This window comes from Rhodoferax bucti (assembly GCF_005876985.1).
Taxonomy (GTDB): Bacteria; Pseudomonadota; Gammaproteobacteria; order Burkholderiales; family Burkholderiaceae_C; genus Allorhodoferax; species Allorhodoferax bucti.
This window is the reverse complement of the sequence record NZ_VAHD01000001.1, coordinates 678,592-703,903: the sequence shown is the minus strand read 5'-3', so window position 1 is coordinate 703,903 and position 25,312 is coordinate 678,592. Positions and strand designations below refer to the sequence as shown.

Genomic DNA, 25,312 nt, shown 5'->3' with positions numbered 1-25,312 from the left:
CGCTGCTTGCCATGCCCCGCTTCGCTGCCAACCTGAGCTTTTTCTACACCGAGCTGCCCTTTCTGGAGCGCTTTGCGGCGGCCGCACGCGATGGTTTTGCCGGGGTAGAGTTTTTGTTTCCTTATGCTTGGCCGGCGAGCGCTATTGCAGAGGCCCTGCACGCCAACGGCTTGCAGCAGGTGCTGTTGAACGCGCCCCCTGCAGGGGTGGATGCGGCCCAGATGGCCACTGCCTTCGAGCAGGGCGCGCGCGGCACTGCTTGCTTGCCGGGGCGGGAGGCCGAATTTGATGCCGGTGTGCGGCAAGCCCTCGCCTATGCCACGGCATTGGGGTGCCCCCGGGTGCATGTGATGGCGGGTCTGGTGCCGCAGGGTGCGGACATGACGCGCTTGCACGACACCTATGTGCACAACCTGCGCTGCGCAGCGGTCTGGGCGGCCGATGCCGGCGTCACACTGCTGATTGAAGCCATCAATGGCCGAGACATGCCGGGGTATTTTTTGACCACCCAGGCCCAGGCCCATGCGGTGGTGGAGGCGGTGGGCTCGCCCCAGGTGCAGGTGCAAATGGACCTGTACCACTGCCAGATTGCCGAGGGCGATGTGACTCGCAAGCTGCAGCAGTACCTGCCCGGCGGGCGCGTGGGACATATCCAGATTGCGGGCGTGCCCGAGCGGCAGGAGCCGTCGGTGGGAGAGCTGAACTACACCTATGTGTTGGCCCAGCTGGACGCCTTGGGTTACGACGGGTGGGTTGGCTGCGAGTACCGGCCGCGTGCCGGGGCGGTGCCCGGTGGCACCACCCGGGGGCTGGGCTGGATGCACTCCGCGTGAGGGTTTGTCGTAGGCAGTGACGGTGGCGGCCCGTGGCATGATGGCGCTCCGCGCTGTTTCTGTTTCAGGAGCCCCCATGAACGCCCGCGTTCCGTCTGCCGTATTCAACACCACCCAGGCCCTGGAGCATGTCAGTGCCGCCTGGGATCAGGACATCGTCCACCGTCTGGAAGACTACATCCGCATCCCGGCCAAGTCGCCCATGTTCGACCGGCAGTGGGCTGAGTCCGGCTATATCGACACGGTGGTGCGCAACACGGCGCAGTGGATCGAAGCGCAAAAAGTCCCCGGCCTCACGCTGGAGGTGCTGCGCCTGGAGGGCCGCACCCCGGTCATCTTTTTTGAAGTGCCTGCCAGCGCGGGCGAGGCCAGTGAGGTGCCGGAGTCCGGCCAGACGGTGTTGATGTACGGGCACCTGGACAAGCAACCCGAGTTTTCCGGCTGGCGCAACGACCTGGGCCCCTGGACCCCCAAGTATGAAGACGGCAAGCTCTATGGCCGTGGCGGTGCAGACGACGGCTATGCCGCCTATGCCGCCATCGCGGCTTTGCAGGCCCTCAAGGCCCAAAAGCTGCGCCATCCCCGCGTGGTGGGTCTGATTGAAACTTGCGAGGAAAGCGGCTCCTACGACTTGCTGCCCTATGTGGATGCCCTCAAGACCCGCTTGGGCGATGTGGGCCTGGTGGTGTGTCTGGACTCCGGCGCGGGCAACTACGACCAGCTCTGGCTGACCAACAGCCTGCGCGGTATGGCCAGTGGCGTGCTCAAAGTGGAAATCCTGACCGAAGGCATTCACTCCGGCGACGCCTCGGGTCTGGTGCCTTCGAGCTTTCGCATCCTGCGCCAGGTGCTGGACCGCTTGGAAGACAGTAAAACCGGCCGCTTGCTGCCGCAGAGCTTTCATTGCGAAGTGCCGGGTGAGCGCCTGCAGCAAGCCCAAGCCACCGCGCAGATTCTGGGCGATGAGCTCTTCAAGCGCTTTCCGTGGGCGCATTACGACTGCGGGGGCGCCACCACCTTTGCCCTGCCCACCACCTCCGACCCGCTGGAGGCGCTGCTCAAGCGCACCTGGCAGCCGACCCTGAGCGTGACCGGGGCCGATGGCTTTCCCGACATCGCCAATGCCGGCAATGTGCTGCGCCCCTACACTGCGTTCAAACTGAGCCTGCGCCTGCCTCCCTTGGTGGAGGCCAGCGCGGCGGTGCAGGAGCTCAAGGCGCTGCTGGAAGACAACGCCCCCTACCAGGCCAAGGTCACGTTTGAAGGCCTCTCCAGCGCCACCGGCTGGAATGCGCCGGACACCGCGCCCTGGTTTGATGCGGCTTTGAACGAAGCCTCCCAGGCCCATTTCGGCGCGTCGTGCGGCCACATCGGCCAGGGCGGCACCATTCCGCTCATGAACATGCTCTCCAAAGGTTTCCCCCAGGCCCAGATGATGGTCTGTGGCGTGCTGGGCCCCAAGAGCAATGCCCACGGGCCCAACGAGTTTTTGCATGTGCCGTATGCCAAAAAACTCACGGCGGCGGTGGCGCAAGTGATTTCCCGTTTTCCTTGACTTCTTTATTGAATCCGCAGGTGCGTATGGCCTCAGACTCCACCCTCAGCACATTCACCGCTAGCGATGGCGACAACCTGGCCGTGCAGGACTGGCCCCTGGACCCCGGGGTTCGGTCGCGCGGCGTGGTGTTGATCGTTCACGGGCTCGGGGAGCACGCAGGCCGCTACGACCATGTGGCGCAGCAGCTCAATGCCTGGGGCTTTGCGGTGCGTGGCTATGACCAGTGTGGCCATGGCGAAAGCGGTGGCCTGCCGGGCAGCTTGCCCACCGACACCCGCTTGCTGGACGACCTGGCCGACATCATCGACAGTACCCGGGCCCGCATGGCACCCGGCACGCCGCTGATCTTGCTGGGCCACAGCATGGGGGGCTTGGTGACGGCCCGCTTTGTGTCCCTGGCCATGCGCAAGGTGGAGGCGCTGGTGTTGTCGTCCCCGGCGCTCAACCCCGGCATGAATGCGTTTCAAAAGCTGCTGGTGGCGGTGCTGCCCCGCATTGCGCCCAACCTGCGGGTCGGCAATGGCCTGAACCCGGTGTACATCTCCCACGACCCTGCCGTGGTGCAAGCTTATAAAACCGATCGCCGGGTGCATGACCGTATTTCGGCCCGCCTGGCCCGGTTCTTTTCGACCCAGGGGCCCGCCACCGTGGCTGCCGCTGGCCAATGGACCGTGCCCACCTTGCTGATGTACGCGGGCGATGACCGCCTGGTCAATCCGCAAGGCAGCCGCGACTTTGCGGCTGCGGCGCCCCACAACGTGGTGAGCGCGATTTGCTTTGAGGGGCTTTACCACGAGCTCTTCAACGAGCTGGATGCCAAGCCTGTTTTTGTTGCGCTGCGCCAGTGGTTGGATGCACGTTTTTGAGCCACTGAGCTCCTGACAATCCATGGCCTTGTTGTCCTTGCGCTGGAGGCAGCTCCGAAACCGTTTGCGTGAAGGCTTGCCGCTGCGTTACACCATGATGGTGGTCGTGGTGGTCGGCGTCACGCTGCCTGCCCTGTTGCTGTTGACGCTGGAGCAGCAGCTGGCCGAAAAATCGCAGAAAGCCCTGCTCTCCCAGAGCGAGTCTGCCTTGATGAAGATTGGCAGTGTGTCGATTGCCGAACCCATGTGGGTGGTCGACCGGGTGGCGTTGGATGCAGCCGCGTCCCGCCTGCTGGAGAGCCCGCAGGTGGTGGCGGTGCGGATTGAAGACGGCTTGGCCAACACCCCGGAGCTGGAGCGCATCCGGCCCGAGTTCAAGGGGTCCTTGCAAAGCGATACCGAGGCTGGCCGGCTCAACCGGCGCACCCAGTCGGTGGTGCGCTCCGGGGAGCCCTTGGGGACACTGGTGATCTGGTTCGATGCCACCTACGGCCAGGGCCTGCTGCAGGCGCGGCGGGACCAGATGCTGGTGCTGGTGGCCTTGCAGGTGCTGGCCATTTTGGCCGTGCTGATGCCGGTGCTGGTCTCGCGGGTGCTCCGGCCGATTGAGCGTCTGAAGGAGCACGCCACGGCCTTGCTGGACCACGACCGCGATTCAATTTCCTCGCAGGTGTTCGTATGGCGCCGGCAGGACGAACTGGGCATGCTGGGCCGCCACCTCAGCCGGGTGCAGGAAGAGTTGCGGGGCTTGTTTGCCCAATTGGGCAACAAGAATGCGCAGCTCCAGCAAATGGCTTTTTATGACCAGTTGACGGGCTTGCCCAACCGGTCTTTGTTCATCGATCTGGTGCAGCGTGAAATGCTCTCTGCGCACCGGCATGAGCAGCAATTTGGCATCTTCTTCATCGACTTGGACCGCTTCAAGGCGGTCAACGACTCCATGGGCCACGCGGCGGGTGACGCCTTGTTGATGGAAGTGGCTCGCCGCCTGAGCGATGTGCTGCGCGAGGTGGATGTGGTGTGCCGTCAGAGCGGCGACGAATTTCTCGTGCTGGTGCGGGATATCGACCATTGGGAGTCGCTGGGCGAGATGGCCCAGCGCGTGCTGCGGGCGATTGAGCTGCCGGTGGTGTTGGCGAACTCGCCGGTCAAGGTGTCGGCCAGTATCGGTATCTCCCTGTACCCGGAAGACGGGCAGGACTTCGAGACGCTCATCAAGCATGCTGACATTGCGGTCTACCAGGCCAAGACCCTGGGCCGTGCGCGTTACAGCTATTTCCACTCCGAGCTGAACTCCCGCTTGCAAGCCAACCTGGAGTTGGAGCAGGAGTTGGCTTACGCCATCGGCCACAACCAATTGGTGCTGCACTACCAGCCGCAGGTGGACGCCCAGACCGGTCAGTTGGTGGCGGTGGAGGCCTTGGTGCGCTGGCAGCACCCGACCCGCGGCCTGTTGTACCCGGGGCAGTTCATCGGGCTGGCGGAGGAGTCGGGCCGCATTGCCGAAATGGGCGTCTGGACCCTGCGTGAGGCCTGTCGCCAGTTGGCTGACTGGAATGCGCGGGGGGTGCACGTCGGCAACATGGCGGTCAACGTGTCGGCGCTGGAGTTCCGCGACCACCGCCTGCTTGACAGCCTGCAGCAGGCCCTGGACGCCAGTGGCATTCCGCCCCAGAACCTTGAAATTGAGATCACCGAGAGCGTGCTGATGGCGGAGACCGAGACCAGCCAGCGCATCATTGAGCGACTGCGCCAGATCGGTGTCGGCATTGCGATTGACGATTTCGGCACCGGCTATTCCTCGCTGGCCTACCTCAAGCGCCTGCGGCCCAACCAGCTCAAGATCGACCGCTCGTTTGTGAACGATGCGGATACCGACAGCGACTCCCGCGCCATCGTCAAAGGCGTGGTGGGGCTGGCGGAGGCGCTGGGCTTGAATGTGGTGGCCGAGGGCGTGGAGACCGCGGAGCAATGGTCTTTCCTGCGGGAAAGCGGTTGCCACACCTTGCAGGGCTATTACATCGCCCGGCCGCTGACCGTGGAGGCTTTGGAGCAGTGGCTCCGGGAACGAGCGCCGTAAAAAATACCAACACAACAGGGAGAAACAGGATGACAAACACACTACACACCAGCATCCGCACCGCCATCGTGGCGATCGCCGTCCTGGCTGGCGCAGGCAGCAGCGTGCTGGTGCGGGCCAACGCCAGCACGGTGAGCAGCACCTTTGAGCCACGCACGACCTTGCAAGGCGTGCCTTTGCAGCTCAACGGCGCGGGTACCCGCTACAAGGCTTTTTTCCGTCTGTACGACATGGCTTTGTACACCCCGGCCAAAGTCACCACCCCTGAGGCTTTGCTGACCCAGCCCGGCCCCAAACGCCTGAGTTTTGTGGCGCTGCGCGAGTTGCCGGGGACCGATCTGGGCCTGGCCTTCATCAAAGGCTTGTCCAGCAATTCTCCGCCTGATCTGGTGCAAAAGCACACGGCCTCCAGCACCCGTTTGATCGAGATTTTTTCCGGCAAGGCCAAGCTCAACAGTGGCGATACCTTCGCCATGGAGTACCTGCCCGGCAAGGGCACCGTTTTCTACATCCAGGGCCAGTCGCAAGGCGCCCCGGTGGGGGATGCCGAGTTTTTCAACATGGTGCTCAAAATCTGGGTGGGGTCTTCACCCGCGGACTTCAAGCTCAAGGATGCATTGCTGGGCGTTTGAGCCACAGCCAGAGCAGGCCCGCCGCTGTCAGTGTCAGCGGTGGGATGGAGCCGATGTTGAGCCACGCCCAGCCTCGGGTCACCACTAGCGCGCCCGAGGCCAAGGAACTCAAGGCCATGACGGCAAACACGCAAAAGTTCACGGCGGCTTGGGCACGGTCTTTCTCCTCCGGGCGGTAGGCCGTTAGCGCCAGCGTAGTGCTGCCGGTGAACAGAAAATTCCAGCCCACGCCCAGCAAAAACAAGGCGACTACGAACTGCTGCAGCTCCAGGCCGCTCAAGGCAATGGCCACGCACAGCAGGTTGAGCGCCACGCCCACCGCCATGATTTGCAGCGTGCCGAAGCGCTTGATCAGGTGGCCGGTGAAGAAGCCGGGGGCAAACATGCCGATCACGTGCCACTCCAGCACCAGGGCCGCGTCATCAAAACCCAGGCCGCATTGCTGCATGGCCAGGGGGGTGGCCGCCATCAGCAGGTTCATGACTCCGTAGCCCATGGCGGCGCTCAGGCAGGCCACGATGAAGGCGGGTTGCTGCGCGATTTCGCTCAAAGGACGGCCGGTGGCGGTAGCGGCATTCGGCGCTTGGTGCGCCGGAAAACGGACGAACGCCATCAGCGCCATGGCGAGCAGCCCCACACCAGCCAGCACCAGGTAGGCCCCGGTGAACGGCACATCCATAAGCGTGCGGGTGCGGGCGGCCAAGTTGGGCCCGGCGATGGCACCAATCAGCCCGCCGGCCAGTACCAGCGAGACGGCTTTTTCGCGGAAGGCCGGCAAGGCCAGTTCCGCTGCGGCAAAGCGGTAGAGCTGGCCGTTGGCGCTGTAGTAGCCGGCCACCACGGTCGCGGCCACCAGGCCCCAGAACTGGTGTGCCGCCACAGCCCAGGCCCCTGCGAGGGCCGACACTACGGCGACGGCCAGCCCGATTTGGAAGGAAGTGCGCCGCCCGAAGCGCGCCTGGGTGGCGGCCACGAGCGGTGTGGCCAAGGCCCCGCCCACCACATAGCCCATCACGGGCAGGGTTGCCATCCAGCCGTAAGGGGCCATGCTCAGGCCGACCAGCCCGTTGATGGCGATGAAGGTGACGTTATTCGTGAGAAACAGCCCTTGGCACAGAGCGAGTAGCCAAAGGCTGCGGTTCATAGTTGCGTCAGTAAGGTGAGTGCTGCCAGTGCTGCGGTTTCGGCCCGCAACACGCGGGGGCCCAGGGAGGCGGGGGAGAAGCCGGCAGCAATAGCGGCATCTTCTTCATGGCTGCTCAAGCCCCCTTCGGGGCCGGACAAAAACCAGACCGGTGCCGGGCTGGCGGGCAAGGAGGCCACCGGGGTGCTACCGGCACGCAAAGAGAGCAGCAAACGTTGCGGGGTATCTGGTTGCGCGCTCGGGCTTTTGAGCCACTGTGCCAGTGTTTGCATGGGGTGCACCATGGGCAACAGGTTGCCACCGCACTGCTCACAGGCTGCCACCGCCACGCTTTGCCAGTGGGCCACTTTTTTTTCGGCCCGCTCGCCGCTGAGTTTGAGCACGCTGCGCTCGGTCATCAGGGGCTGGATGCTGGCCACACCGAGCTCGGTGGCCTTCTCCACCAGCCAGTCCATGCGGTCATTGGCGGGCATGCCTACGGCGAGGTGGATCTGGCGTGACGGTTCCCGGGCCACGGTGCGCCGCTGCCCCACTTGCACTGCCACATCGCTGCGGCCCATGCGAGTGACGGTGGCGTCGAACTCATCAGCGCTGTGCCCGTCAAATAGGGTGATGCTGTCGCCCGGTTGCAGGCGCAGCACTTGCACATGCCGTGCGGCGCCCGGAGGCAGGTCCAGGGCGGTGTCGCTGACCAGCGCCGCAGCGCAGTAAAAACGGGGCATGTTGAATGATTGCTATAAATTCAGGAGCTGCTTGCGCAGGTTGTACGGGCGCTAGAGCACGATTTGGCTATGAACGGCCAAAGGCGAACACATTGGGCACCTCAATACCGTCCACTTTTTCCACCAGACGCAGCAGCGGCTTGAGCTGGATGTAACGGCTGCAAGTACTGCGGATGTAGTCGATAAAGCGGGGCGTGTCGGCCAGGTACTTGGGCTTGCCGTCGCGCAGGGTCAAGCGGGCAAAGATGCCGGCAATTTTGAGGTGGCGTTGCAGGCCCATCCACTCCACACCCCGGTAGAACTCGCCAAAGTCGTCGCCCACCGGCAGGCCGGCTTTGCGGGCTTTTTCCCAGTAGCGGATGGTCACATCTAGGCAGAAGTCCTCGTCCCAGGTCAGAAACGCGTCGCGCATCAGGCTGGCAATGTCGTAGGTGATGGGGCCATAGACGGCGTCTTGGAAGTCCAGCACACCGAGGTAGCGCGGGTCGGCTTTGGGAGGCATCTCCGCTTGATCCGGCACCATCAGGTTGCGCGGCATGAAGTCGCGGTGCACATACACGCTGGGCCAGGACAGATTGTTCTGGATCAGCAGGGCAAACGTGTCGTCCAGCGTTTTGCGCATGGGCGCATCCAGGGTGAATTGCCGGTGGCGGGCTATGTACCACTCGGGGAACAGCTCCAGCTCGCGGCGCAGCAGCGCTTCGTCATACGCCGGCAGCACGCCGGGGGCGGAGGCCAGCTGCCACTGCACCAGGGTGTCCACGGCGTGCAGGTACAGGTCCAGTGGCGGCTGGGCCGGGTCGATGGTCTGCATCATGGTGCGGGTGCCGAGATCGGTGAGCAGCATGAAGCCATCGGCTTCGTCCCAAGCCAATATCTTTGGCGCGCGCAGGCCCGCATGGTTTAGCAGGGCGGCAATGTCCACGAAGGGCTTGCAGTTCTCCTTGTCCGGGGGCGCATCCATGATGACCAGGCTACCCCGCCCGCTGTGCACCCGGAAGTAGCGGCGAAAGCTCGCATCGGCGGAGGCCAAGCCCAGCGTCGCCAACTCCAGCGAAAAACCGGTCTGGTGGCTGGCAAACCAGGTCTGGAAGCGTTGCTCCCGCGCGGGGTCGCTCCAGACAATCGGTTGGGGGGCAGTGGTGGGGGCGGTGGTGGGGGAAAGGGGCGTGGCAGAGGGCACGGTGTGGGGGCTTGGGCTCATGGATAATCCATTCTACAAAGCTAGGTGTGATTGCCCTGTGCAACACCGCCGGCTCCCCTTGTCCCTCTTCGTGGTTTTTGCCCCTCGCCCCATGCGTTTTTCTTTGCGCGCCCTGCCCCCCGGGGTGCCTGTCTGCCGGCCACCGCTCGCCCGCCTCGTGGTTCTGGTGGCGGTGGCCTGCGCACACATCGGAGCCCAGGCGCAAACGGAAGACGCCCCCTTGCCGCTTAAGCCCACGCCCCGCTTGGCAGATGGCATCGGCCAAGCGCAGCTGGACGCGGCCCCTATCTTTTTGATGGGCGAGCAAATCAGCGGCCGCCCAGACTTGGAAACTGTGGTCGAAGGCCAGGCTGAGATGCGCAAGCCGGGCACAGTGATCAAGGCTGACCGGCTGGAGTACTACGCCCCCGACGATCAGGCCCGTGCCACCGGCCATGTGCGCATCAACCGCAACGGCAATGTTTTTGAAGGCCCCGCGCTGGAGTTGAAGGTCGAGGCCTTTGAGGGTACGTTCGAGTCCCCCACCTACCGTTTTTTGCAGAACGACGCGCATGGCGATGCCTCCAAGGCGGTGTTTCTGGACGAGAGCCGCACCGTGGTGCACAACGCTACCTACACCACCTGCCGCCGCAAGCCCGGCCCGGACTGGTTGCCCGACTGGGTGCTGAAGGCTGCCAATATTGAGTTCGACAGCGGGGAAGACGTGGGCATTGCCCACGGCGCCTACCTGACGTTCAAGGAAGTGCCCATCCTGCCGGTGCCGGCGATCAGCTTCCCCTTGAGCGACAAGCGCAAGTCCGGCGTGATGCCGCCTACCTTCGGGGCGGACAACGTCAACGGCACCGAACTCAGTGTGCCCTACTACTGGAACATCGCCCCCAACCGCGATGCCACGCTGACGCCTACGGTGATGTCCGCGCGCGGCGTGGACATGGGCACTGAGTTCCGCTACCTGGAGCCCACTTACTCGGGTGTGCTGCGGGCCAATTACATGCCTAGCGACAAGTTGCGCAGTGCGGACCGCTGGGGCGCCTCGCTGAACCAGACCGGTAGCTTGGCCACGGGCATGGGCAATGTGGCCTACAGCCTCAATTTGAACCGGGTCAGCGACGATAACTACTGGAGCGATTTCAACGCCAACGGCGCCCTGAAGTCCCGCACGCTGGCCAACGACATGGTGGCTACTTGGGCTTATGGCGGCGCCACCGTCATGGCCCGTTCGCTGGCGTGGCAGACGCTGCAACAAAGCACCTCGGTCATCGTGCCGCCCTACAACCTGAGTGAGTTGCAAGTCAGCCGCAGTCAGCTGAATGACCAAGGGCTTGACTGGTCGGTGGTGGGCGATTTCTCGCAGTTCAGTTCTGACAAGTCTCTCACCGGGCAACCCAATACCCAGCGTATGTACGGCCTGGCGCAGATCAGCCGGCCTTTCATTACGCCCGAGGGGTACATCACGCCCAAGCTGCAGCTGCACACGGCGGCCTATCAGTTCGATTCGCCGCTCGCCAATGGCACCCAGTCTGCGGACAGCACCGTGCCCACCTTCAGCTTGGACAGCGGCTTGGTGTTTGAGCGTGATACCGATTGGCGCGGCCGTGCCTTGGTGCAGACGCTGGAGCCGCGTATTTTTTACGTGCGCACCCCCTACCGCAACCAAAGCTACCTGCCCAACTACGACACGGGTGCCAGCGACTTCAACTTTGCAAGCATCTTTACCGAGAACGCCTACGTCGGCCATGACAAGATTTCCGACAACAACCTCGTCACTTTCGGCCTGACCACCCGCCTGATCGATGCCTCCACCGGCGAGCAGCTGGCCCGTTTCGGGGTAGCCCAGCGCTACCGGTTTGAGGACCAGCGGGTCACGCTCAATTCGACTGCGTCGCCGGCTTTGGCGGGCTGGAGCGATGTGATGCTGGGGGCCGGGGTGAACCTGTCGCCCCAGTGGGCGGTGGACTCCACGGTACAGTACAACCCCTTGACGGCGCAGTCCACCCGCTCCACTGTGGGTGCCCGCTACACGCCGGCGCCCTACCGTGTGTTCAATGCCGCATACCGCTTCCAGCGGGATGTGAGCGAGCAGCTGGATTTCAGCTGGCAGTGGCCGCTCAACGACCTGTGGGGTGACCGTGGCGAAAGCCTGGGCGCCGGGCGCGGGTTGGGCGAAGGCCGCTACTACGCCGTGGGCCGCCTGAACTACAGCATGAACGACAGCCGCCTGGTCGACACCCTGTTGGGCGTCGAGTACGATGCGGGCTGCTGGCTGGCCAGGGTGGTGGTTGGGCGCGTGCAGACCAGCACTACATCGTCCACCGAAAGCATCAAGTTCGAGCTGGAGTTTGTCGGCTTTGCCCGCGTGGGTGTCAGCCCTCTGCAGACCTTGAAATCCAATATTTCGCGTTACCAGAACTTGCGGGAAGCGAGCGGCTCCAACAGCCGTTTCAGTAACTACGATTGAAAACCATGAAATCTCGTGTGCGGGCCCTGGCCCTGGCTTGTCTTCTGACTGCAGCAGCGCCGGCGTTGATGGCCCAGGCGGCGCAGCCCTTGGACTACATCGTGGCGGTGGTGAACTCGGAGCCGATTACCTACCAGGAGCTGAACCAGGAAGTGCGCCGCGTAGGTCAGCAAATTGCCCAACAAGGCAAACCCATGCCTCCAGCGGACGAGCTGCGTCGCCTGGTGTTGGAGCGTGTGATCAACGACCGCGCGCAGCTTCAACTGGCGCGTGAGCAGGGCATTCGTATTGACGATGCGGCCGTAGACCGCGCCGAGCAAAGTGTGGCTAGTCAAAGCGGTGTTGATGTGGACGCACTGCGCCAGAAATTGGCCAAGGACGGTGTTACGCCGACTGCTTTTCGGAGCAATTTGCGCGATCAGCTGACGCTGAGCCGCTTGCATGAGCGGGAGGTCGAGTCCACGATCAAGGTCTCGGATGTGGATGTGGCGCGCGCTATCCAAGAGCAGCAAGCTAGCAACACCGATCCGTTCACCTTTGAATACAACCTCGCGCAAATCCTGATCGTGGTGCCGGAGAAGGCCAATGGCGAGCAGTCGGCCGCCTTGTTCCTGCAGGCGCAAAAGCTATTGCAGCGGGCCCGTGCCGGAGAAGACTTTGCCAAGTTGGTGCAAGAGTATTCGGCTGCCGATCGCAAGAACGGTGGCGAAATCGGCTTGCGCCGTGGGGACCGCTTGCCGCCGGCTTTTGTGACGGCGGTGCAGTCCCTGCAGCCCGGCGAGTGGGCCGAGGTGGTACGCACCGGCGCCGGTTTTCACATTCTCAAACTGGTGGAGCGCAAGGCGCCTACCGGGTTGGTGCAAACTATGGTGCAAACCCGGGCACGGCACATCCTGTTGCGAACCTCGCCGCAGCTGACCCAGGCGCAGGCGATTGCCCGCTTGGCGGACGTGCGCAAGCAAGTGGTCGCTGGCAAAGCGGATTTCGTCAGCATGGCGCGCCAGATGTCGCAAGACTCCTCCGCCCAGCAGGGGGGGGACTTGGGTTGGGCATCGCCCGGCATGTTTGTGCCTGAGTTTGAAGAGGCCATGAACCGCTTGGAAGAGGAAGGCGCCATCAGCCCGCCTGTGGTGTCCCGCTTCGGGGTGCACCTGATCCAGTTGACCGAGCGCCGCCGCGTGGAGCTCAGCCCCCAGCAGATCCGCGAGTCGGTGCGTAACCAATTGCGCCAGAGCCGGTATGAAGATGCCTACACCGCCTGGGCGCGTGACGTGCGGGCCCGCGCCTTCGTCGAGATGCGCGAGGCACCCCAATGAAGCACTTGGCGCGCAAGCGTTTCGGGCAGCATTTCCTGTCTGACAGCAACATCATTCACGCGATTGTTGAGGCTATCAACCCGCAGCCGGGCGACCCGATGGTGGAAATTGGCCCGGGCTTGGCGGCGCTGACGCAGCCGCTGGTCGAGCGCTTGGGGCGCCTTACCGTCATTGAGCTGGACCGTGATCTGGCCAAGCGTTTGCGTGGCCATCCTCAGCTCCATGTGATTGAATCGGATGTGCTCAATGTGGACTTTAGCCGCACAGACATTGCGCCAGCAGCTCCTGAAACAGGAGCAACACCTGCTGTACCGCGCAAGCTGCGGGTGGTGGGTAACTTGCCGTACAACATATCCACGCCCATCCTGTTTCATCTGCTCGATTTCGTGCACTGCATTGAAGACCAGCACTTCATGCTGCAGAAAGAAGTCATTGACCGCATGGTCGCCCCGCCGGACAGTTCTGATTTCAGCCGCCTGAGTGTGATGCTGCAGTGGCGCTACGCCATGGAAGATGTGCTGTTTGTGCCACCGGAGTGTTTTGATCCTCCGCCCCGGGTGAACAGCGCGGTGGTGCGCATGGTGCCCCTGGCCCAGCCACCGGTGCTGGATGTGGCCTTGTTCTCCGAGATGGTGCAGGTGGCCTTCAGCCAGCGTCGCAAGCTGCTGCGCCACACCTTGGGTGCATGGCTGGAGCAAAAGGGTTTTGCAGGGCAGTTTGATGTGCAGCGCCGCGCGCAAGAGGTGCCGGTGGAGGAGTACGTTGCATTGGTGCAAGCCTTGAAAGGCTAGTCTGCAATCAGCAGGCACACGGTTATGCCCATGAAAAAGGCCTGTCAGTGACAGGCCTTTTTTGTCTGGCGCCGGGATCAGGCTGCCGCGAGCCAGTACCCTGCGTTGAAAGGGCTGCTCATGCGCAGCGCCAGAGGGGATACGTCCAACAATTTGTCGGTCGGCATTTTTTCGCCGGTGTCGGTGATCGCTTCTGCCACGGCAATCTCTGCCACGGCATCGCTGCTTGCCTCATTCGCCCGTTCTGCTTGGCTGGTTTGTGCAGAACGGGCTACAGAAAAGAATAGAAGCATCGGAAAGGAATTTTCCGGTCTCCCCAGTAGTCGGCGGTGTCGCGGAAAATGTCCAGCAACTGCTCGCGCGCTTCCTTGTCGAACTTCACGTTCGCAGGAATGTGCTCCAGCACCGCCACAAAGCCAGGCTGGGGCCCCGACTTGTGCACCGGGTCGGTCAGGTTGTCGTACAGGGCGTCAAAGTTCTTGCTGACGGTGGTCGGCAGCATGAATTGCTGGCCGATCATGTCCAGCACGTCCTGCTTGGTCTGGGCTTCTGCCAGGTTGGCGTACAGAAAGTGGTGACCCAGGCCCTGGGCGGCTTCCTGGAGGTCCGACACGCGGAAAGCGCGGATCGATTGAACGATATTCGTTCTGACAGTTCGAAGTGGCGTATCCATCCCCGATTCTCTTTCTCAAAGTACAAAATTCGATTCAGGGCACGATCTTGCGAAAACTCGCATAGTGATCGGCCGTGTAGTAACAGGCTTGGGGCGCGGTAACGGGCTGTCCGCCGCACACAATTCTTCGGGTTCCCCGGTTGGACGCACCGGGCGTCTTCACGGTGTATTCGCGGTAGTAACCCCGGGGCTGGGATGGCAGCAGTCGTTCCCGGTTGCCGAAGATGTCACCATCTTTGTCGTAGGGGAAAGGGCCGCCTTGCAGGACGAGGCTGTAGGTCGTACGGGCCTGGGGCGGGAGGCTGGCGAGTGCAACAGATGTGTCTGCGGCGTAGGCCGGCGCTTCCTTGGCTGAAGTGACGCCACTGCACAGTGCCGTCGTTAAAAACAAGCCAGTGAGTACTAACTTGAACACTCCCTTGCGCACCCAGAATCCTTTGTGACTACTGCGGGTTAACCCGAAAAAGTAAGCGCGTAGTGTCGTGTATCCGGCCCAAAAAAGCAAGGGCTTGCTCAATAAATAAGCAAGCCCTTACACAACTTTTACACCTGGAGTGGGCACTAACTGCCCGGCTAACTCAGCGTGTGGCGTTCGCGTCTGCCACGGTCAAGGCAGTCATGTTGACGATGCGGCGCACGGTGGTGCTGGCGGTCAGCACATGCACCGGCTTGGCGGCACCCAGCAGCACCGGTCCGATGGCGATATTGCCGCCGGCTGCCGTTTTGAGCAGGTTGTAGGCGATGTTGGCCGCGTCGATATTGGGCAGCACCAGCAGGTTGGCGTCGCCATGCAGGGTGCTGTTGGGCATCAGCGCTTTGCGGGCTGCGCCATCGAGTGCGACGTCGCCGTGCATCTCGCCGTCCACTTCCAGCCAAGGGGCTTGTTCGCGCAGCAGTTCCAGGGTGCGGCGCATTTTGACGGCGCTGGGCTCGTTGCTGCTGCCGAAGTTGGAATGGCTCAACAACGCTGCCTTGGGTTTGAAGCCGAAGCGCATCATTTCTTCGGCCGCCATGACCGTGATTTCGCACAGTTGCTCGGCAGTCGGGTCGTAGTTGACGTGGGTGTCCACCAGGAAGACCTGGCGGTTGGGCAGCATCAAGCCGTTCATGCAGGCGTAAATCTGCACATCTTGCGGGGTGCTGGGGCTGCCGCCATGACGTTTGCCGATGACTTGGTCGATGTAGTGCAGGTGGGTCGCGGTGGTGCCCCAGGTGCCGCAGATCATGCCGTCCACATCGCCTTTGTGCAGCAGCATCGCACCGATCAGGGTCAGGCGGCGGCGCATTTCGATCTTGGCCATCTGCACCGTCACGCCTTTGCGCTCGGTCATCCGGTGGTAGCTTTGCCAGAAGTCGCGGTAGCGGTGGTCTTGCTCTACGTTGACCACGTTGTAGTCCACGTTTTCTTTCAGGCGTAGGCCGAATTTCTCGATGCGCTCGGCAATCACCGCAGGGCGGCCGATCAGGGTGGGGAGCGCCAAGCGCTCGTCCACCACGATCTGGGCAGCACGCAGCACGCGCTCGTCTTCCCCCTCGGCGTAGGCCACACGCTTCTTCAGGGCCTTCTTGGCGGCATTGAAGATGGGCTTCATGGTGGTGCCGGAGGCGTACACAAAGCTTTGCAGCTTTTCGCGGTAGGCATCCATGTCCTGGATGGGGCGCAAGGCCACGCCGCTGTCTGCGGCTGCCTGGGCCACGGCCGGCGCGATCTTCATCATCAAGCGCGGGTCAAACGGCTTGGGGATGAGGTACTCGGGGCCGAAGGCCAGTTGCTCGCCCACATAGGCCGCTGCCACGACTTCGCTCTGCTCGGCTTGTGCCAGTTCGGCGATCGCATGGACAGCTGCAATTTCCATTTCCAGGGTAATGGTGGATGCGCCGGCATCCAAAGCACCCCGGAAGATATAGGGAAAGCACAGGACGTTGTTGACCTGGTTGGGGTAATCGGTGCGGCCGGTTGCCATGATGGCGTCGTCGCGCACGGCCTTGACTTCTTCCGGCAGGATTTCGGGCGTGGGGTTGGCCAGCGCGAAGATCAGGGGCTTGCCCGCCATGGACTTGACCATGTCCTGCTTGAGCACGCCGCCAGCGGACAGGCCGAGGAAGATGTCGGCGCCTGCAATGACGTCGCGCAAGCTGCGGGCATCGGTCTTCTGGGCGAACTGGATCTTGTCCTCGTCCATCAGCTCGGTACGGCCTTCGTAGACCACGCCGGCCAAGTCGGTCACAAAGATGTTTTCGCGTGGAATGCCCAGCTTGACCAGCAAGCCCAGGCAGGCCAGTGCCGCAGCACCCGCGCCCGAGGTCACGAGCTTGACCTTTTTGGGGTCTTTGCCGGCAATTTTCAGGCCGTTCAGGATGGCCGCGCCCACGCAAATGGCGGTACCGTGCTGGTCGTCGTGGAACACCGGAATCTTCATGCGCTCGCGCAGCTTGCGCTCCACATAGAAGCAGTCGGGCGCCTTGATGTCTTCGAGGTTGATGCCGCCGAAAGTAGGCTCCAGCGAGGCAATGATGTCGACCAGCTTGTCGAGGTCGTTCTTTTCGTCGATTTCGATGTCAAACACATCGATGCCGGCGAACTTCTTGAACAACACGCCCTTGCCTTCCATCACCGGCTTGGACGCCAGCGGGCCAATGTCACCCAGACCCAGCACCGCAGTGCCGTTAGTGATCACGGCCACCAGGTTGCCGCGGCTGGTGTATTTGAAGGCGTTGTTCGGGTCTTTGACGATCTCTTCGCACGGAGCTGCCACACCGGGGGAATAGGCCAGCGCCAGATCGTGCTGGTTGATCAGTTGCTTGGTGGCGCAAATGGCCACTTTGCCGGGGGTGGGAAACTCGTGGTATTCCAGGGCCGCTTGCCGCAACTGGGCTTTCTTCTCTGCGGAATTGGAAACAGGGGGGCGTGGCGTGAGCGGCGTAGTCTGGTCTGTCATTCGGCTTCCTCGGTGGCTGGGGCGCTCGCAAGACGACGCGATCCCCGGCACGGTAATGGGCTTTGCATTGTAGGCCTCGCTTACTGGCTGCTTACCTGCAAGGGAGGCAACTTTATGCGAATGGCGTATGGGTTTATGACGACTTTAGGCGGTGGTGAGCTTGCTCATTTCCATGCGGCGCGCAGTGCTTTTGCCCGTCAGCACAAAGCCGCGCTGCACGCCCGCAGTGTCTACAAAGCGCCAGGCGCCCCCGCCGCCTTCTGCTTCCCACTGGCCTTCGGTGGCCGGGTGCGCGGCGGCCACCACGATGGGCAGGGCCGGTGTCTTGATGCTCACAGGCATCAAGGGGAACACTACGTCGGTAGGCGTGCCCGCCAGGGTGGCGGCCAAGGCGCGTGCCGCAGTCATGACCGGCATGACATAGGGCAGCGTGCGTTGCCCGGCGCTTGCATACTGGGCGCAATCACCCAGGGCGTAGACATCCGCGGCGGAGGTTTCCAGGCGGGTGTTGACGAGAACACCCCTTTCACAGGCCAGCCCTGCGGCCAGTGCCAGAGCGGTATCGGCGCGCAAGCCAATAGCGCTGAGCACCAGATCGGCCAACACGGTGTTGCCATCCGCCAAGGTGGCCAGTAACTTTCCATTGGAATCAGCATTCACAGACCCCACCGAGGTGCCAAAGTGCCATTGCACGCCCAGCCCGGACAAAGCGGCTTGCAATTGTTCGCCAGCTTCGGCGGGCAACAAAGCGGCCAGGGGCCTTGCAGCGGGGTCCGCCACATGGACCTGTACACCGGCCAGTGCGAGGTCGTTAGCAAACTCGCAGCCGATCAGGCCGGCACCCATCACTACTACGGTTTTGCCTTCGCCACTGCCGGGCACGGTGGCGTCTACACCCAAGGCGGCGTGGAAACCCGCGAAATCGTCGAGCGTGTTGATGGAGCGCACGCGGTCGGCAGCATCACCCTGCAAGGGAATGCGAATTGGGTGAGCGCCGGTAGCGAGTACGAGCTGGCGGTAGCCCAAGGTTTGAACAGCGTCACCCTGGCGCATAGTGATGGTCTTGGCGCTTGTGTCCAGGCTTTCCGTAGGTGAATGGTCCATCAACGTGACTTGCAGGGTCTCGGCCATTTTGGCGGCGGGGGTCGTCACCAGTTGCGCGGGACCCCGCTTTTGGGCGTAAGCATTGGACAGCGTGGGCTTGGCATAAAAGTCCCCGCTGTCGGCGGTCAACAGTACCACCGGGGTGATGGCGTCGAGCTTGCGGAACTCACGCACCGTGGTCCAACCGGCCACACCGCTACCAATCACGATGACAGGAGAGCTGCTCATGCGCGGGCTCCAGTGCTGTGGCTGGGGGCAGTGGGGCGGAGTGGGGGCGGTGGGACGTTGTGATTCATCGTGATTTCCTGTGGGTGGGCTTGAGGCCGGATGGCCTAGATCGTAACGAACCTGAACCTCGCTTTGGTCACGCTCTGGGGTGACGGTGGGCATGCATGCACTGAATCACACACCCGCCATGCGTGTAACCCCGCAGGGGTATGCTCCCGCCCCTATGAAAACTTCCTTCTTCGGTACCGCCCTGGTGCTTGGCCTGCTGTCGGCCATCGGCCCCTTCGCCATTGACATGTACCTCCCCGCCCTTCCCTCCATCGGCCAGAGCCTGGGGGCGTCCATGGGCGCGGTGCAGGCCAGCCTGATGGCCTTCTTCATTTCGCTGGGGGTGGGGCAGATCATCTACGGCCCGGTGTCTGACATGGTGGGCCGCAAAGGGCCTCTGTATTTCGGCCTGGTGCTGTTTGGCCTGGGCAGTGTGGGCTGCGCACTGGCACCGGATATCGAAACCTTGGTCGTGCTGCGCTTTATCCAGGGCTTGGGGGCGTGTGCCGGCATGGTGATTCCCCGCGCCGTGGTGCGCGATCTACACACCGGGCATGACGCCGCGCGGCTGATGTCGCTGCTCATGCTGGTGTTCAGCGTGTCGCCCATCCTCGCGCCATTGGCAGGCAGCCTGCTGATAGAGGTGTCGGGCTGGCGCGCGGTCTTCTGGGCTGTCACCGTAGCCGCAGTGTTGGGCATTGCCCTGCTGGCGACCAGCCTGCCGGAAACCCGCCGTTCAGAAGACCGGGTCAACAGCAGCGTGGGCAGTGCAGTGGCGGCCTACGGCGTGCTGCTGCGCGACCGGCATTTTCTGGGGCTGGTGTTCATAGGTGCCTTTGGCATTTCCAGCTTCTTTGCCTACCTGGCCAACTCGTCGTTTGTGTTGATTGACCACTACGGCCTCACGCCCCGCCAGTACAGCCTGGCGTTTGCGGCCAATGCCGCGTCCTTCATCGGCATCTCGCAGTTCACCGGAAAACTCAGCGCCCGTTTCGGCCTGGTCAAGCTGGTGAAGTTCGCCGTGGTGGGCTATGCACTGACCATGGCCGCGCTGCTGGTGGTGAACCTCAGCGGCATCGAACGCCTGGACGTGATGCTGGGCATGCTGTTTGTCGGCTATGGCTTTTTGGGCCTGGTGGTGCCGACCACGGCCGTGCTGGCGCTCGACGAGCATGGCGAGATTGCGGGCACCGCCTCCGCCCTGATGGGTACCCTGCAGTTTGTGACCGGCGCAGTCGTCATGGCCGTGACGGGCGCCCTGGCCGATGGCACGGCGCGGCCCATGGTGGCCGGCATTGCCGGTTCGGCTATGGTGGCACTGGTGTTGGCCCGCATCACCTTGCGCAAGGCAGGCCGTGCGGCCGATTGATTCCGTTTTCTTTGTTCGCGTTTTTGCAGGAGTGACCCCATGAGCGATATCGTTGTCCAACAGCCTGCGGGCAGCCCCCAACAACTGTTTTTGTTGCACCACGGCGTGGGCGCCACACCGCAGGGTCTGGTGCCTTTGGGCCGGCGTTTGGCCGGTGAGTTTCCAGACGCTTTGGTGGTCAGCGTGGAGGGGCCGCAGGCCTCTGACCTGGGCCAAGGCTTTCAGTGGTTTTCGGTGATCGGTATTACAGAAGAAAGCCGGCCTGAGCGCGTGGCTGCGGCCCTGCCCGGTTTTGTCCAGGCCGTGCAGGCCTGGCAGGCCCGCAGCGGTGTAGGCCCCGAGGCCACTGCGCTGGTGGGCTTCTCGCAGGGCGCCATCATGGCGCTCGAATCCACCCAGCAGCCTACCTATCTGGCCGGTCGCGTGGTAGCCCTGTCCGGCCGGTTTGCGCAGCTGCCCCGTGCGCCTCATGCCCACACCACCCTGCACATGGTGCACGGCAAGGCCGATGGCGTCATGCACTACGGCTACACCGTGACTGCCGCAGAGCACCTGGTGAGCCTGGGGGCGGATGTGACGGCCGATGTGATTCCCTTCCTCGCGCACGAGGTCACGCCGGAGGTGGTGGACCTGGTGGTCGAGCGCTTGCGCAACCACCTGCCCAAACGCCATTGGGAGGCGGCACAACAAAGCGCCGAGAGCGGCCCCGCCCCGGAGTAAAGTTCAGCGCCTGAGGACATTTTGGAGGGGTGAATGGCCCACAGCAGTAACAGCACCAGCAGCAGCGAGACCCAACGCGCTGCCGATTGGGATTTGTACCGCGCCCTGCGCGAACAGTGGACGCATGAGGACAATCTGGTGAACCACCGGCTCATGTGGCTCATCCTCTCGCAAGGCTTGCTGTTCACCGCCTATGGCAGCCTCACGCTGGACAAGCACCGCTGGTTGGTGATCGGCTTTCCGGTATTCGGCATGGCGGTGGCGGCCATCATCGGGGTCAGCATTCTTGCTGCACTTGACGCCACCGAGGCCATACGCCGCCACTATGTGGCCGCCGGGTTGGAGCGTTTGTGCAACCTGACCCCCAACAGCGACACCGGCCACCGCGGCGCCTGGGCCGCCAAAGCGCTGCCCTTTGTGTTCGGCACTTTGTGGATGCTGGCCTTGACGGGTTACTTGCAGGCCTGAGCCTGCAAATTCTTTAACCCCGCATCAGCGCTTATTTCATGAGCGCTTCGATGGCATCGGCATCCACCGGCACGCCGCGGCTGATGAGCTCGCAGCCGGTGTCGGTGACGATGGCGTCGTCTTCAATGCGAATGCCGATGTGGTGGAACTGCTCCGGCACCCCCGGCGCGGGGCGCACGTAGATGCCGGGCTCGATGGTCAGCACCATGCCGCTGCGCAGAATGCGCGCGGGCCGGTTCACGATCTCATTGCCGGTGAGCGCGTCTTTGCGCACATGCTTGGTGCCCAGCTCAGACGGCTCGGTGTAGGAGCCGCAGTCATGCACATCCATGCCCAGCCAGTGGCCGGTGCGGTGCATGTAGAACTGGAAGTAGGCGCGCTTCTCGATCACATCGTCCAAGCTACCCACGGTGTTTTTGTTCAAGAGCCCCAAGTCCAGCATGCCTTGCGCCAGCACCCTGACGGTCGCGTCATGCGGGTCGGTAAACCGGGCACCGGCCTTGGTGGCTTCCACAGCGGCCACTTGCGAGGCCAGCACCAGGTCATACAGCGCGCGCTGCGGGCCGGTGAATGTGCCGTTGGCAGGGAAGGTGCGGGTGATGTCGCTGGCGTAGCCGTCCAGCTCGCAGCCCGCGTCAATCAGCACCAACTCACCATGGCGCACCGGGGCCGCGTCGGCACGGTAGTGCAGCACGCAGGCGTTGGCACCGGCGGCCACGATGGAGCTGTAGGCCGGGTACTGCGAGCCCTGCAGGCGGAACTCATGCAGCAGCTCAGCGTCGAGGTGATATTCACGCACATCCTTGCCTTCGCGCAGCATGCGGGCCGACAGCTGCATGGCGCGGATGTGGGCTTGCGCGCTGATCTGCGCGGCGCGGCGCATCACGTCCTGCTCATAGGCATCCTTGATCAGACGCATCTCGTCCAGTGGGCCGCACAGGTCGCGCACCTGCTCGGGCACCAAGGTGCCAAAGCGCACGCGGGCGCGCAGGCTGCTGAGCCAGCCGTCGATGCGGGTCTCCAGGCCCTTGTGGGTGGCAAAGGGGTACCAGACGGCATCGGCGCCATCCAGCAGTGCGGGCAGTCGCTGGTCCAGCTCGTCTACCGAATAGGCGGCGTCCACGCCCAGGGCGCCCGGCGCTGCATCCGGCCCGAGGCGGAAGCCGTCCCAGATTTCGCGCTCCAGGTCTTTGGGTTGGCAGAACAGGGTGGTGGTGCCGTCACCCTGAATCACCAGCCAAGCCCGCGGCTCGGCAAAACCGCTCAGGTAATGGAAATAGCTGTCATGGCGAAACAAAAAGTCCGCATCCCGGTTGCGTTGCTGCTCCGGGGCCGTGGGCAGCACCGCCACGCCATGCGGGCCGATGTGGGCGGCCAGGCGCGCGCGGCGGCCGGCGTAGTCTGCGGTGAGTGCGGAGGTGGAGAGCTGGGTCATGGTGTCTGTGCGTTGAGTTCTGCCAGGCGCTTGGGGGTGCCGACGTCGGTCCAAGGGCCAGTGTAAATCTCGGCGCTTACCCTTGCACCCTGCATGGCCCGGCGCAATAGCGGAGCTAGCGGCGCTTTGATGCCGTGCGGGTTGCCGGCGGGTATGTCGCACCAGGGCTGGGCAAACAGGTCGCGGTGGAAGAGCGCAAAGGTGCTGTAGGTGTAGCGGGGCGCAGCGCTGCCCGGAGCGGGGTCCACGCAGCGGCCAATGCCATCCGCGCCTGCTGCCTCAAGCCCGAAGTCACCCTTGGTGTTGTGCGCCGGGTTGGGCACCAGCCACAGGTGGGCCAGCATGCCGCTGCGCGCAAAGCGCTCCAAGGCTGATGGGGTGAACACCATGTCAGGCGCAAACACGTCACCTGCCATGGACCAGAACACGGTGTCCAACTGCGGCAGGGCGCGGGCAATGCCGCCGGCTGTTTCCAGCGCGCCGCCGAAATCCCGGCCTTCATGGGAGTACTGCAGACGGATGCTCGTAGCTGCTTGCTCTGAATTTGATAGCTGCTCGCGCATATTCAACGCGCGCTGGAGGGCTAAAACATCATGAAACGCAGCCTCGATCTGTTCGCCCAGCCAGGCGGTGTTCACTACCGCAGACGCAAAGCCGCCGGTGGCCAGCGCCTCCAGGTGGTACTGCATCAGCGGTTTGCCGTGTACTTTGAGCAGGGGCTTGGGCGTGGTGTCGGTCAGCGGGCGCATGCGCTCACCGCGCCCGGCGGCTAGCACGATGGCGGGGCTGGTGGGGGCTGTTGGCGGGATGTCGGTGAGGGGTGCAGAAGGGTGGGCGTCAGGCATGGGCTGGGAGCATAGCCCAAGCCATGGCGCGGTTTTTGCCTGCGCTGCGGGGCGCAGCGGGTTCAGCCGCCTGTCATGCAGGCCCGATAGACTCCAGCCCATCCCCCGGGTCTGCCCACAGCAAAGGAAATCGTTATGCAGCACGTTGTTTTCAACCAGAAAGGTGGCGTCGGCAAGTCCACCATCACCTGCAACCTCGCGGCCATCAGTGCCTCGCAAGGCCTGCGCACGCTGGTGATCGACCTGGACTCCCAGGGCAACTCCAGCCGCTATCTGCTGGGGGCCGATATGTCGGACGCCCTGCCCAATGTGGCCGAGTTTTTTGAGCAGAGCCTCAAGTTCACCGTGCGTGACAAGCCGGTGGGCGACTACATCAGCGAAACCCAGTGGCCGAACCTCGATGTGCTGCCCTCCAGCCCGGCGCTCGATGAGCTGCACAGCAAGCTGGAGAGTCGCCACAAAATCTACAAGCTGCGTGACGCACTCGAGCAACTGGCCGCCGACTACGACCAGATTTACATCGACACCCCGCCCGCGCTGAACTTCTACACCCGCAGCGCGCTGATTGCGGCGCAGGGCTGCCTGATCCCGTTTGATTGCGACGACTTTTCCCGCCGCGCGCTCTACACCTTGCTGGAGAACGTGCAGGAGATCAAGGCCGACCACAACAAGGCGCTGGAGGTGGAGGGCATTGTGGTCAACCAGTTCCAGCCGCGAGCCAACCTGCCGCAGCGCATGGTGCAGGAGCTGATCGACGAGGGCCTGCCGGTGCTGCAGCCCTATCTGGGTGCCTCGGTGAAGATCCGCGAGTCGCACGAGCAGTCCAAACCCATGATTTACCTGGAGCCCGGCCACAAGCTGACCCAGGAGTTTGTGGCTTTGCACGACGCACTCTTGCCGAAGAAGAAATCAAGCAAAAAGAGCAAATAGCGCCCGTCGGGTATGCGCGAGCAGCTCCTGATTTGATAGCGTTTGCAAACTCGTTGCCGCCTTTGTCGGTGGCGTTCAACTTCGACCGTGATTCAGAGCAAAGCTATGATTTCGCGTAAACCAATAAGGAATACCAAATGGATCAACGTGAAGTTCTCTCAAAGTGTATGGCTGAGTATGAGCGACTAGTGGCGCTCGTCAGCGGCGGGGGAAATATTGGCGCTATTAACTCTTGGGAGGAATGCGAAGAGTCAACGTCAAATTTACTGATCGAACTCGAAAGTTCGCTTGAAAATCTCCCACCCACGGACGACTTCAAGAGCATGAAAAAAAAGCTATTCGATCTCAATACACGTGCTCGTCGAGAAGTCGCATCAGCCGAGCAAATGCAGCGAGAAAACAGATAGGTCTAGCGACTCATTCACACTTTGTGGTTGTGGTGCTCCCGATGGTTTCGCTCGTGCATCGCAACGGTCTATTCGGCGGCGGTTGATGTGCAGCGATACGGTCGTTCAATTCATTTTCTTTTTTTGAAATTAAGAACATGCCCTCAATCTTGTCAATTTTTCCCGCATCGGTAACTTTGACCACTTGAAGGCTATACATGTACAACTCCATGTCGTAGCTGTTGATCTGCATGAGACTGCGGTGATAGTTCATGACCGAATTAACAGACTCGTATCCTGTGATTGAACCGGCAAGCCATGCTTGGCGTTGCTGATCCTGATATTTGTTAATCCTTTGAATCTTCAAGCAATCCCCACCAAGCAGAGCATTGATTGAACAGTCTATTGAATTGACGCCCTGCGCGAAGGCTGGGAAACAGTTGCTGCCTATTAAGGCAACGACGAAGAACAGTTTTGCGATTTGCGTTTTCATTCTTATCCCTTAGTAAAAACTGCACGATACCCGATCTATCCGCGTCCAAAACCACGACCAAGTGCAGTCC

24 protein-coding genes are annotated in these 25,312 nt (G+C 62.7%); 13 read left to right on the top strand and 11 right to left on the bottom strand.

Going from position 1 to position 25,312, the window contains the following annotated elements:
- The first annotated feature begins 11 nt into the window (after positions 1-11).
- The 5 genes from otnI (at position 12) to FDM28_RS03300 (ending at position 5,969) form a co-directional block, all read left to right on the top strand.
- Positions 12-833, top strand: coding sequence for a 2-oxo-tetronate isomerase (gene otnI / locus FDM28_RS03320; protein WP_138513007.1), 822 nt, complete (start codon positions 12-14; stop codon positions 831-833).
- A 76-nt stretch (positions 834-909) separates the two neighbouring features.
- Positions 910-2,388: a M20/M25/M40 family metallo-hydrolase gene (locus FDM28_RS03315; RefSeq protein ID WP_138513004.1), complete on the top strand. Its 1,479-nt coding sequence runs from the start codon at positions 910-912 to the stop codon at positions 2,386-2,388.
- A gap of 26 nt (positions 2,389-2,414) precedes the next feature.
- A complete protein-coding gene (locus FDM28_RS03310) occupies positions 2,415-3,257 on the top strand; it encodes an alpha/beta hydrolase (RefSeq protein ID WP_206021903.1) in 843 nt (280 codons plus the stop codon).
- A gap of 22 nt (positions 3,258-3,279) precedes the next feature.
- Positions 3,280-5,337: a putative bifunctional diguanylate cyclase/phosphodiesterase gene (locus FDM28_RS03305; protein WP_138513002.1), complete on the top strand. Its 2,058-nt coding sequence runs from the start codon at positions 3,280-3,282 to the stop codon at positions 5,335-5,337.
- Positions 5,338-5,366: 29 nt separating this feature from the next.
- Positions 5,367-5,969 (top strand): chalcone isomerase family protein, encoded by a 603-nt coding sequence (locus FDM28_RS03300; protein ID WP_138513001.1) that lies wholly within the window; start codon positions 5,367-5,369, stop codon positions 5,967-5,969.
- On the opposite strand, the gene FDM28_RS03295 is transcribed toward FDM28_RS03300, so the two are convergent.
- The 3 genes from FDM28_RS03295 to FDM28_RS03285 all read right to left on the bottom strand — a co-directional run bounded on the left by FDM28_RS03295 (position 5,944) and on the right by FDM28_RS03285 (position 9,039).
- Positions 5,944-7,113: an MFS transporter gene (locus tag FDM28_RS03295; protein ID WP_138513000.1), complete on the bottom strand. Its 1,170-nt coding sequence runs from the start codon at positions 7,111-7,113 to the stop codon at positions 5,944-5,946. The genes FDM28_RS03300 and FDM28_RS03295 overlap by 26 nt on opposite strands.
- Entirely contained in the window at positions 7,110-7,835 is a 726-nt protein-coding gene (locus FDM28_RS03290) for a 16S rRNA (uracil(1498)-N(3))-methyltransferase (protein WP_138512998.1), read from the bottom strand. The genes FDM28_RS03295 and FDM28_RS03290 overlap by 4 nt, the downstream gene beginning before the upstream one ends.
- A 67-nt stretch (positions 7,836-7,902) precedes the next feature.
- Positions 7,903-9,039, bottom strand: coding sequence for an aminoglycoside phosphotransferase family protein (locus FDM28_RS03285; RefSeq protein ID WP_138512996.1), 1,137 nt, complete (start codon positions 9,037-9,039; stop codon positions 7,903-7,905).
- A gap of 91 nt (positions 9,040-9,130) precedes the next feature.
- On the opposite strand from FDM28_RS03285, the gene FDM28_RS03280 reads away from it, so the two are divergent.
- From FDM28_RS03280 to rsmA, 3 genes are read left to right on the top strand one after another with little or no spacing between them, the layout of a single operon-like run.
- Positions 9,131-11,497 carry an LPS-assembly protein LptD gene (locus FDM28_RS03280; RefSeq protein ID WP_138512994.1) on the top strand — a complete coding sequence of 789 codons (2,367 nt, stop codon included), beginning with the start codon at positions 9,131-9,133 and terminating at the stop codon, positions 11,495-11,497.
- Between the two features lie 5 nt (positions 11,498-11,502).
- Positions 11,503-12,813 carry a peptidylprolyl isomerase gene (locus FDM28_RS03275; RefSeq protein ID WP_138512992.1) on the top strand — a complete coding sequence of 437 codons (1,311 nt, stop codon included), beginning with the start codon at positions 11,503-11,505 and terminating at the stop codon, positions 12,811-12,813.
- Positions 12,810-13,604 carry a 16S rRNA (adenine(1518)-N(6)/adenine(1519)-N(6))-dimethyltransferase RsmA gene (gene rsmA / locus FDM28_RS03270; protein ID WP_138512990.1) on the top strand — a complete coding sequence of 265 codons (795 nt, stop codon included), beginning with the start codon at positions 12,810-12,812 and terminating at the stop codon, positions 13,602-13,604. The genes FDM28_RS03275 and rsmA overlap by 4 nt, the downstream gene beginning before the upstream one ends.
- 77 nt (positions 13,605-13,681) lie before the next feature.
- On the opposite strand, the gene FDM28_RS17830 is transcribed toward rsmA, so the two are convergent.
- The 5 genes from FDM28_RS17830 to FDM28_RS03250 all read right to left on the bottom strand — a co-directional run bounded on the left by FDM28_RS17830 (position 13,682) and on the right by FDM28_RS03250 (position 18,548).
- Positions 13,682-13,819: a hypothetical protein gene (locus FDM28_RS17830; RefSeq protein WP_170211540.1), complete on the bottom strand. Its 138-nt coding sequence runs from the start codon at positions 13,817-13,819 to the stop codon at positions 13,682-13,684.
- Between the two features lie 56 nt (positions 13,820-13,875).
- The gene (locus tag FDM28_RS03265; protein ID WP_138512988.1) at positions 13,876-14,277 is read right to left on the bottom strand and encodes a barstar family protein; all 402 of its coding nucleotides are present in this window, start codon (positions 14,275-14,277) and stop codon (positions 13,876-13,878) included.
- Positions 14,278-14,311: 34 nt separating this feature from the next.
- Positions 14,312-14,650 (bottom strand): guanyl-specific ribonuclease, encoded by a 339-nt coding sequence (locus FDM28_RS03260; protein ID WP_240791912.1) that lies wholly within the window; start codon positions 14,648-14,650, stop codon positions 14,312-14,314.
- Positions 14,651-14,855: 205 nt separating this feature from the next.
- Entirely contained in the window at positions 14,856-17,216 is a 2,361-nt protein-coding gene (locus FDM28_RS03255) for an NADP-dependent malic enzyme (protein WP_138512984.1), read from the bottom strand.
- A 144-nt stretch (positions 17,217-17,360) separates the two neighbouring features.
- Positions 17,361-18,548, bottom strand: coding sequence for an FAD-dependent oxidoreductase (locus FDM28_RS03250; protein WP_138512982.1), 1,188 nt, complete (start codon positions 18,546-18,548; stop codon positions 17,361-17,363).
- Between the two features lie 223 nt (positions 18,549-18,771).
- On the opposite strand from FDM28_RS03250, the gene FDM28_RS03245 reads away from it, so the two are divergent.
- The 3 genes from FDM28_RS03245 to FDM28_RS03235 are packed head-to-tail and all read left to right on the top strand — an operon-like array spanning position 18,772 to position 21,153.
- On the top strand, positions 18,772-19,965 hold the full coding sequence (locus tag FDM28_RS03245) for a multidrug effflux MFS transporter (protein WP_138512980.1): 1,194 nt from the start codon (positions 18,772-18,774) through the stop codon (positions 19,963-19,965).
- Between the two features lie 39 nt (positions 19,966-20,004).
- Complete coding sequence (gene ypfH / locus FDM28_RS03240) at positions 20,005-20,685, top strand: esterase (protein ID WP_138512978.1); 681 nt, start codon at positions 20,005-20,007, stop codon at positions 20,683-20,685.
- Positions 20,686-20,718: 33 nt separating this feature from the next.
- Positions 20,719-21,153 (top strand): hypothetical protein, encoded by a 435-nt coding sequence (locus tag FDM28_RS03235; RefSeq protein WP_138512976.1) that lies wholly within the window; start codon positions 20,719-20,721, stop codon positions 21,151-21,153.
- Positions 21,154-21,184: 31 nt separating this feature from the next.
- Here FDM28_RS03235 and FDM28_RS03230 read toward each other — a convergent pair whose 3' ends face one another.
- Both FDM28_RS03230 and FDM28_RS03225 read right to left on the bottom strand, forming a co-directional pair.
- Positions 21,185-22,588 carry an aminopeptidase P N-terminal domain-containing protein gene (locus tag FDM28_RS03230; RefSeq protein ID WP_138512974.1) on the bottom strand — a complete coding sequence of 468 codons (1,404 nt, stop codon included), beginning with the start codon at positions 22,586-22,588 and terminating at the stop codon, positions 21,185-21,187.
- Entirely contained in the window at positions 22,585-23,433 is an 849-nt protein-coding gene (locus FDM28_RS03225) for a nucleotidyltransferase family protein (protein WP_138512972.1), read from the bottom strand. The genes FDM28_RS03230 and FDM28_RS03225 overlap by 4 nt, the downstream gene beginning before the upstream one ends.
- A 135-nt stretch (positions 23,434-23,568) precedes the next feature.
- On the opposite strand from FDM28_RS03225, the gene FDM28_RS03220 reads away from it, so the two are divergent.
- Positions 23,569-24,363: a ParA family protein gene (locus FDM28_RS03220; RefSeq protein WP_138512970.1), complete on the top strand. Its 795-nt coding sequence runs from the start codon at positions 23,569-23,571 to the stop codon at positions 24,361-24,363.
- 137 nt (positions 24,364-24,500) lie between these two features.
- Positions 24,501-24,770, top strand: coding sequence for a hypothetical protein (locus FDM28_RS03215; protein ID WP_138512968.1), 270 nt, complete (start codon positions 24,501-24,503; stop codon positions 24,768-24,770).
- A gap of 10 nt (positions 24,771-24,780) precedes the next feature.
- On the opposite strand, the gene FDM28_RS03210 is transcribed toward FDM28_RS03215, so the two are convergent.
- Positions 24,781-25,242, bottom strand: coding sequence for a hypothetical protein (locus tag FDM28_RS03210; protein WP_138512966.1), 462 nt, complete (start codon positions 25,240-25,242; stop codon positions 24,781-24,783).
- Positions 25,243-25,312 lie beyond the last annotated feature (70 nt).

What these genes read in the sequence shown, in the direction of transcription:
- FDM28_RS03215 (WP_138512968.1), top strand. Translation starts at nt 24,501, where the DNA reads ATGGATCAACGTGAAGTTCTCTCAAAGTGTATGGCTGAGTATGAGCGA.
- ypfH (WP_138512978.1), top strand. Translation starts at nt 20,005, where the DNA reads ATGAGCGATATCGTTGTCCAACAGCCTGCGGGCAGCCCCCAACAACTG.
- FDM28_RS03235 (WP_138512976.1), top strand. Translation starts at nt 20,719, where the DNA reads ATGGCCCACAGCAGTAACAGCACCAGCAGCAGCGAGACCCAACGCGCT.
- FDM28_RS03245 (WP_138512980.1), top strand. Translation starts at nt 18,772, where the DNA reads ATGAAAACTTCCTTCTTCGGTACCGCCCTGGTGCTTGGCCTGCTGTCG.
- FDM28_RS03300 (WP_138513001.1), top strand. Translation starts at nt 5,367, where the DNA reads ATGACAAACACACTACACACCAGCATCCGCACCGCCATCGTGGCGATC.
- FDM28_RS03280 (WP_138512994.1), top strand. Translation starts at nt 9,131, where the DNA reads ATGCGTTTTTCTTTGCGCGCCCTGCCCCCCGGGGTGCCTGTCTGCCGG.
- rsmA (WP_138512990.1), top strand. Translation starts at nt 12,810, where the DNA reads ATGAAGCACTTGGCGCGCAAGCGTTTCGGGCAGCATTTCCTGTCTGAC.
- FDM28_RS03250 (WP_138512982.1), bottom strand. Translation starts at nt 18,548, where the DNA reads ATGAGCAGCTCTCCTGTCATCGTGATTGGTAGCGGTGTGGCCGGTTGG.
- FDM28_RS03265 (WP_138512988.1), bottom strand. Translation starts at nt 14,277, where the DNA reads ATGGATACGCCACTTCGAACTGTCAGAACGAATATCGTTCAATCGATC.
- otnI (WP_138513007.1), top strand. Translation starts at nt 12, where the DNA reads ATGCCCCGCTTCGCTGCCAACCTGAGCTTTTTCTACACCGAGCTGCCC.
- FDM28_RS03285 (WP_138512996.1), bottom strand. Translation starts at nt 9,039, where the DNA reads ATGAGCCCAAGCCCCCACACCGTGCCCTCTGCCACGCCCCTTTCCCCC.
- FDM28_RS03295 (WP_138513000.1), bottom strand. Translation starts at nt 7,113, where the DNA reads ATGAACCGCAGCCTTTGGCTACTCGCTCTGTGCCAAGGGCTGTTTCTC.
- FDM28_RS03275 (WP_138512992.1), top strand. Translation starts at nt 11,503, where the DNA reads ATGAAATCTCGTGTGCGGGCCCTGGCCCTGGCTTGTCTTCTGACTGCA.
- FDM28_RS03225 (WP_138512972.1), bottom strand. Translation starts at nt 23,433, where the DNA reads ATGCCTGACGCCCACCCTTCTGCACCCCTCACCGACATCCCGCCAACA.
- FDM28_RS03315 (WP_138513004.1), top strand. Translation starts at nt 910, where the DNA reads ATGAACGCCCGCGTTCCGTCTGCCGTATTCAACACCACCCAGGCCCTG.
- FDM28_RS03305 (WP_138513002.1), top strand. Translation starts at nt 3,280, where the DNA reads ATGGCCTTGTTGTCCTTGCGCTGGAGGCAGCTCCGAAACCGTTTGCGT.
- FDM28_RS03310 (WP_206021903.1), top strand. Translation starts at nt 2,415, where the DNA reads ATGGCCTCAGACTCCACCCTCAGCACATTCACCGCTAGCGATGGCGAC.
- FDM28_RS03220 (WP_138512970.1), top strand. Translation starts at nt 23,569, where the DNA reads ATGCAGCACGTTGTTTTCAACCAGAAAGGTGGCGTCGGCAAGTCCACC.
- FDM28_RS03230 (WP_138512974.1), bottom strand. Translation starts at nt 22,588, where the DNA reads ATGACCCAGCTCTCCACCTCCGCACTCACCGCAGACTACGCCGGCCGC.
- FDM28_RS03290 (WP_138512998.1), bottom strand. Translation starts at nt 7,835, where the DNA reads ATGCCCCGTTTTTACTGCGCTGCGGCGCTGGTCAGCGACACCGCCCTG.
- FDM28_RS03210 (WP_138512966.1), bottom strand. Translation starts at nt 25,242, where the DNA reads ATGAAAACGCAAATCGCAAAACTGTTCTTCGTCGTTGCCTTAATAGGC.
- FDM28_RS03255 (WP_138512984.1), bottom strand. Translation starts at nt 17,216, where the DNA reads ATGACAGACCAGACTACGCCGCTCACGCCACGCCCCCCTGTTTCCAAT.